This is a genomic window from Streptomyces sp. NPDC001393, assembly GCF_053597455.1.
The window spans coordinates 1-5,861 of sequence record NZ_JBSFIH010000122.1 but is presented as its reverse complement, the minus strand read 5'-3'; the positions used below and the strand labels follow the sequence as shown (position 1 = coordinate 5,861).

General features: G+C 67.1%; 6 protein-coding genes. 3 read left to right on the top strand and 3 right to left on the bottom strand.

Annotation, left to right across the window (positions count from 1 at the left end):
* Positions 1 to 40: 40 nt before the first annotated feature.
* The 3 genes from ACWC2T_RS45445 to ACWC2T_RS45435 are packed head-to-tail and all read right to left on the bottom strand — an operon-like array spanning position 41 to position 2,969.
* Entirely contained in the window at positions 41 to 775 is a 735-nt protein-coding gene (locus ACWC2T_RS45445) for a class I SAM-dependent methyltransferase (RefSeq protein ID WP_450676153.1), read from the bottom strand.
* Positions 772 to 1,971, bottom strand: a complete 1,200-nt coding sequence (locus ACWC2T_RS45440) for a beta-ketoacyl-[acyl-carrier-protein] synthase family protein (RefSeq protein ID WP_450676152.1) — start codon at positions 1,969 to 1,971, stop codon at positions 772 to 774. The genes ACWC2T_RS45445 and ACWC2T_RS45440 overlap by 4 nt, the downstream gene beginning before the upstream one ends.
* 17 nt (positions 1,972 to 1,988) lie before the next feature.
* Positions 1,989 to 2,969, bottom strand: coding sequence for an acyl-ACP desaturase (locus ACWC2T_RS45435; RefSeq protein WP_450676151.1), 981 nt, complete (start codon positions 2,967 to 2,969; stop codon positions 1,989 to 1,991).
* 182 nt (positions 2,970 to 3,151) lie between these two features.
* On the opposite strand from ACWC2T_RS45435, the gene ACWC2T_RS45430 reads away from it, so the two are divergent.
* Genes ACWC2T_RS45430 through ACWC2T_RS45420 form a run of 3 tightly spaced genes read left to right on the top strand, consistent with a single transcriptional unit; the run spans position 3,152 to position 5,742 of the window.
* Entirely contained in the window at positions 3,152 to 4,213 is a 1,062-nt protein-coding gene (locus ACWC2T_RS45430) for a type III polyketide synthase (protein ID WP_450676150.1), read from the top strand.
* Between the two features lie 28 nt (positions 4,214 to 4,241).
* The gene (locus tag ACWC2T_RS45425) at positions 4,242 to 4,526 is read left to right on the top strand and encodes a phosphopantetheine-binding protein (RefSeq protein ID WP_450676149.1); all 285 of its coding nucleotides are present in this window, start codon (positions 4,242 to 4,244) and stop codon (positions 4,524 to 4,526) included.
* Positions 4,519 to 5,742, top strand: coding sequence for a beta-ketoacyl-[acyl-carrier-protein] synthase family protein (locus tag ACWC2T_RS45420; RefSeq protein ID WP_450676148.1), 1,224 nt, complete (start codon positions 4,519 to 4,521; stop codon positions 5,740 to 5,742). Before ACWC2T_RS45425 ends, ACWC2T_RS45420 begins: the two co-directional genes overlap by 8 nt.
* Positions 5,743 to 5,861 lie beyond the last annotated feature (119 nt).

The following is a 5,861-nucleotide window of genomic DNA, read 5'->3' as shown; positions in this document are numbered from 1 at the left end:
GACACGGTTCTCTTGGTCGAAAACCCATCTACCAGGGGCTTCACCATGTTGTCAGCCCAACTACCAGGCTGCAGCAGCAGGTTGGAAAAGGCTCACTGAGACGCGGCAGAGCGGAGGCGGGGAAGATTTCGCGTGAGCAGAACTGCGCGGCGCGGCCCTCGTCCTTTTCCGTGCGCTGGTCGAGGCCGACGGTCTGCAGTGACATCCTGGTACCCGGCTCACTCCAGTCGTAGCAGCGGGCGAAGAAGTCTGTGTACGCGTGGATGCGCTCGCCGGTGGTCAGCCCGGGGCGGGTGATGTGCTCGAACGCTCCTACGGAAACGATGGCGTCGTAGGGGGCGGAGGGTGTGTGGTCGCGCCAGTCCTGCAGGAGGACTTCCACGCCGGACAGGCGGCGGTCCCAGATGTTCTGGGCCTGGCTCTGGCTGAGTGTGAGACCGGTGGCGACTGCGCCGCGTTGGGCGGCTTCGGCGAGCAGGGCTCCCCAGCCGCAGCCGATGTCCAGCAGGTGAGTGCCCGTACCGACCCCAGCCCAGGTGAGGTGGGCTCGGTTCTTGGCGGATTGGGCGGCGTGGAGGACTTCGGTGTCGCTGGGGTCGCCGCCGATGCCGTCCCACAGGGCCGCGGAGTAGGTGAGGGAGGGATCCAACCATAGGCGCCAGAAGTCTGTCGGCAGGTCGTAGTGGAGGGCGATGTCGTCGCGGGAGGCGCCGCGGACCGGCTCGGGGGGTGTGGAGGTCGTCATGGTCCTGTCTTTGATGAGCTGCTTGGTCACGGCGTGTTGAATACGAGAACGGCGTTCTGGCCGCCGAAGCCGAAGGAGCTGCTGACGGCTGCGTTCATCGGGGTTTGTCTCGGGGCTTTGGTGACCAGGTCCAGTTGATGGTCGAGTTCCTGGCGGAGGCTGTTGGCTGTGGGGGGAATGGCCTGGTGCTGGAGGGTCAGCACAGTGCAGGCGGCTTCGATGGCCCCGGATGCTCCCAGCGCATGTCCCAGCGTGGCTTTGGTTGCGGTCACCGGTGGCGGTGAGCCGAAGACAGTGTGCAGGGCCTGGGCTTCGATGCGGTCGTTCATGACGGTGGCGGTGCCGTGCGCGTTGATGTGGTCGATCTCGTCGGGGTGGAGTCGGGCGTCCGTCAGGGCATCGTGCAGGGCCTGGACAGCTCCCCGCCCTTGGGGGTGAGGGCTGGTGGGATGGTGGGCGTCGCAGCTGGCGGCGTACCCGCAGAGGTGTGCGCGTGTGGGCGCACCTCGTGCCTTGGCGTGGACGGGGGTCTCCAGGAGGAGGATGCCGGCTCCTTCTCCGAGTACGAAGCCGTCCCGGTCGGGGGCGAAGGGCCGGCAGGCGTGCTTCGGGCAGTGACCTTGGCGGGAGAGGGCGCCCATTTGCCCGAAGCTGGCTGAGCTGATGCGGTTGCAGGCCGACTCGGCTCCTCCTGCCAGGACAATGTCGCACGCGCCGTCCAGGAGTTCACGTGCGACGCCGATCGCCGTGGCACCGGAGGCGCAAGCTGTGTTGACGGTGAAACTGGGCCCTTGGAGATCGAAGTGGAGGCTGATTTCCGCGGCAACCATGTTGGGGGAGCTTCGGGGGACCATCAGGGGAGACATGTCTTTCACCCGCCTGGCGCCGAGTTTGGCGACCTCGGCCTCCCAACGGTCCGTACTGGCGGATGCCACGCCGAGGACGACCCCGACCCTGCGGCGGTTGATGGCGGCGAGGTCGAGCTGGGCGTCCTGGACCGCTTCACGGGCGGCGATGAGTGCCATCTGTGTATGGCGGTCCAACCGCCAGGTCAGGCGTCGACCGAGAGTGGCGTCGGGGTCGAAGTGTGGTGCACGGCAGGAGAAGTCCACGGGCATTCCGGCCAGTTGTGGGTCACGCGTTGCGGTGGAGCGTCCGGCCAGCAGTCCTTGCCAGGTCTTTTCCACGCCGACGCCGGCTGCGGTGACCAGACCCAGGCCGGTCACGGCGACTGGGTGTCCACTCACGAGTGGGTGAGGGGCGAGTGGGCTGGTGACTTTGGTTCGACGACTGCGGTGCCGACGGAGCGCTGACGCATTTCCCTCCATCGGCGGGCGCGCAGGCCGATGTCGTGCACGGTCGCCGTGATCGCCTCCCGGGCGGCCTCGCTGCCCGGTCCGAGTCCTGTCATTCGTTCCAGGTCGAGGGTGGACAGCAGGGGGGTGATGACACGGTCGTGGTAGACGCCGAGGTCGTACCAGCCGGCCATCGCGACCTGTCCGGACAGCGAGGCGAAGTCGGGCAGAGTGCGGCCGGGCATCGCGAAGGTACGCAGGGTCTTGAGCAGTCCGTCGAGTGCCTCGTCGGGGTCAAGTTCGAGCAGGGCTCTGAAGAGGTCGCGGTAGAACACCATGTGGAGGTTCTCGTCCTGGGCGATGCGGATGAACAGCTGGGCGCATACCTGCTCGCCGCAGTGGTCCGCGGTTGCTCGGTGAGCGACTCGCGTGGCCTGCTCCTGGATCATGACGTAGGCCAGCCCTGCGGCACCGCTGATGTCTTCGCCGGTAGGTGTGCTCATGTGACTCATGCGAGCCCGTTCGAGGGCGACGGGGTCGACCGCCCTGGTGGTGTGCAGGTAAGCCCGGATCGCTGTGGCGTGGCGGTCTTCCTCTGCGGTCCAGCGGTGAATCCACTCACGCCAGGCTCCCGTGCCTCCGGTGCCGGTCAGCAGCTGATGATGGTAGCTGGGCAGATTGTCCTCAGTGAGCACGCTGAGTGTTAGCGCGGCGCGGGCAGTGGGCGAGAGGTCCGATTGAGCCTGTTGCCAGGGCAGGCCAGCCAGAGGGCCGTCGAAGTCGCAGCCCCGGCCCCACGGCACGTACTGGTGCGGAAACCACTCCTGCGTCGTTGCCAGGTGCCGGTCGAGGAGGCCGGCCACGACCGGTTCCAGCTCAGCGAACCAGTAAGGGATCTCTGTGCGGTTGTGCTGCTGACTGTGAGCCATGTCTCCGTGACCGTAAGGGAGTCGTAGCCGCGGGACACAACCAGTCCAAAGGTGATCATCCGATCGAGGCAACAGCATCGGCCATTGGAGTGACACCGGGGCCTGTCTGACCCTTATGGCGGTGTTGGATCGGCTCGTCGCCACTCCGGCGCGCCTCGGTGCCGACAGGAAGCGTCCGTGCCATGCCGACCTTGCTCGCCGTTCACAAGCTGCTGCCTCCTCACACCTATCCGCAGTCGGTGCTCGCCGACGCGCTGGCCGAGGAACTACGACTCAAGGGCTATCTGCGTGATCTGCTCTACCGGTTGTTCGAGGGAACGACGGTGCGGCAGCGTCATCTCGCGCTGCCGTTGGAGGAGTACTTCGACCTGCGGTCGTTCGAGGCGAGCAATGACCGGCACTTCCAGGCATTCACTCAGTTCGGCCAGAGTGCGGTGGAAGCCGCCCTGGCCGCGGCTGGAGTCGAACCGGAGGAAGTGGACATGCTGATCACGCAGTCCGTGACCGGGATCAGCGTTCCGCCGGTGGACGTCACCTTGATCGACCGACTCGGGTTTCGGCCCGACGTCAAACGCATGCCGTTGTTCGGATTCGGCTGCGGTGGCGGAGGCGCGGGCCTGGCACTGATGCACGATTACCTGCGCGCATGGCCCGACCATGTTGCGGTTCAGTTGTCGACCGAGCTGTGTTCTCTCAACGTCCAAGGCAACCGCCGAACGGCCGAGAGCCTGCTGGGCGCCGCATTGTGCGGAGATGCCGCTGCCGCAGTCGTCGCCTGCGGTGACGAGTTGGCGAAGGCCCGCAGCGCGGTGGGTCCGCGCACCGTGGCCACACGTGCTCGCGTCTACCCAGGCACCACACACATGGCTGGTCTGCGGATCGGTTCCTGGGGCTTCGAAGTAGTCCTGCACAAGGATCTGCCCGACGCATTCGGCGCCTACGTCCGCGAAGACGTCCACAGCTTCCTCTCCGACCACGATCTGACCGTCGAGGACGTGGCGGCCTGGGTGTACCACCCCGGCGGACCGAAAGTCCTCGATGAGGTGGCCAAGAATGTGGGCCTTCCCGATGATGCGCTGGACCTCAGTCGCGCCCACCTCGCCGAAACCGGGAACTGCTCGTCGGCGTCGGTCCTGCATGTCCTCGCCGACACCATGGCCACAGCACCGCCCGCCGGCCGGACAGGGATCCTGCACTCCTTCGGCCCCGGACTGTTCGGGCAACTCGTTCTCCTTAACTGGTGAAGACCGCCTCTGACACGAAAGGCACACGGTGACCTCCACCTACGAACTGATCACCACCACGCTCACCGACACGTTCGGCATCGACCCCGCACAGATGTCGCCTGACTCCACGTTCGAGCAGCTGGAGCTCGACTCCCTTGCCATGGTCGAGATGGCCATCATGGTCCAGGAGCAGACAGGCGCCGAGATCGGCGACCTCACCCCCCGCTCGACCCTGGCGGAGGCAGCCGCCATGCTCAGCGTGCCGCAGCAGTCCGCTGCCCGACCGTGCACCGATGGCGCGCCGAGCGGCGCGCACAGCGTTCATGCCTGATTGCCAGGTCGCCGTCACCGGCCTGGGCGCGGTGACCCCAGCCGGCATCGGCGCCGATGAGAGCTGGAAGGGTCTGCTGTCGGGCCTCGCCACCGCCGCGCGGGACCCGGAACTCGCGGGGCTGCCCGTTGACATCTCCTGCCGGGTACCTCGCTGGGATGCCCGAGAACGGCTGGGGGCGCGCCGCTCCTGGCGGCTGGACCGCTTCACGCAGTTGGCGATCCATGCCGCCCGCGAGGCGGTCACCGACGCCCGCCTGGACATCTCCGACTGTGACCCAGCTCGGATCGGTGTCGTCATCGGCAGCGGAACTGCCAGCATGGAACGCTACGGCCGAGAGATCGGTCTGATCGAGCGGGGACGGGTGAAGGAGGTATCGCCCCTTGCCATCACCCGGAGCGTCCCCAACATGGCCGCCGCCGAGATTGCGCTCGACCTTGGTACGACGGGTTGCAACCTGGCCGTGTCAACTGCCTGTGCGTCCGGGGCCTCCGCCCTGGGCGTCGCGCGGGACCTGGTGCGTTCGGGCACGTGCGACATCGTCCTGGCCGGCGGTGCCGAGTCGGTATGCTGCCCCATCCCGGCCGCCTGCTTCTCCCAGATGGGGGCCCTGTCCCGAAGGACGGACGACCCGCAATCAGCGTCCCGGCCCTTCGACGCCGACCGCGACGGGTTCGTCCTGTCAGAAGGAGCGGCGGTACTTGTCCTGGAACGCCTTGACCACGCTATCGCCCGCGCTGTGCCACCCCGCGCACTGCTCGTCGGATTCGGTGCCTCCTGCGATGCTCACCACTATGCCGCCCCGCACCCGCAGGGCGACGGAGCGGTACTCGCCGTCCGATCGGCGCTGCGGGACGCCGGCATCACCCCGGCCGATGTGCATCACGTCAATGCCCATGGCACCGGCACCGTCCTCAACGACCGTGCCGAGCATCAGGCATTGCGCCGTATCTTCGGCGACCCACCACCGGTCACAGCGACAAAGGGAACGCTCGGCCATGCCGTGGGAGCGGCGGGGGCCATCGAGGCAGTGTGCACCGTGCTGGCGCTGGAACAGCAACTGATCCCGCCCACCGCCAATTTAGACCGCCTGGAGCCGGGCATCGACCTGGACGTCGTGACCCGCGCTCCACGCCGGGCACGGATGGAACTGGCCGTCTCGACGTCGTTCGGTTTCGGCGGGCAAAATGCCTGCCTGGTACTCGCCAGGGCGTGATTGCCGGCGCGGCGGTCGGCCAGTACTGAGGTTCCCCCGACGTGCGGGAGTGGATGACTAGCTGGTCAGAACGGGTTGACGTGGTTTCAGGTTCACTTGTTCGGCCGCTGCCTGGTCGG

What these genes read in the sequence shown, in the direction of transcription:
- ACWC2T_RS45435 (WP_450676151.1), bottom strand. Translation starts at nt 2,969, where the DNA reads ATGGCTCACAGTCAGCAGCACAACCGCACAGAGATCCCTTACTGGTTC.
- ACWC2T_RS45430 (WP_450676150.1), top strand. Translation starts at nt 3,152, where the DNA reads ATGCCGACCTTGCTCGCCGTTCACAAGCTGCTGCCTCCTCACACCTAT.
- ACWC2T_RS45420 (WP_450676148.1), top strand. Translation starts at nt 4,519, where the DNA reads ATGCCTGATTGCCAGGTCGCCGTCACCGGCCTGGGCGCGGTGACCCCA.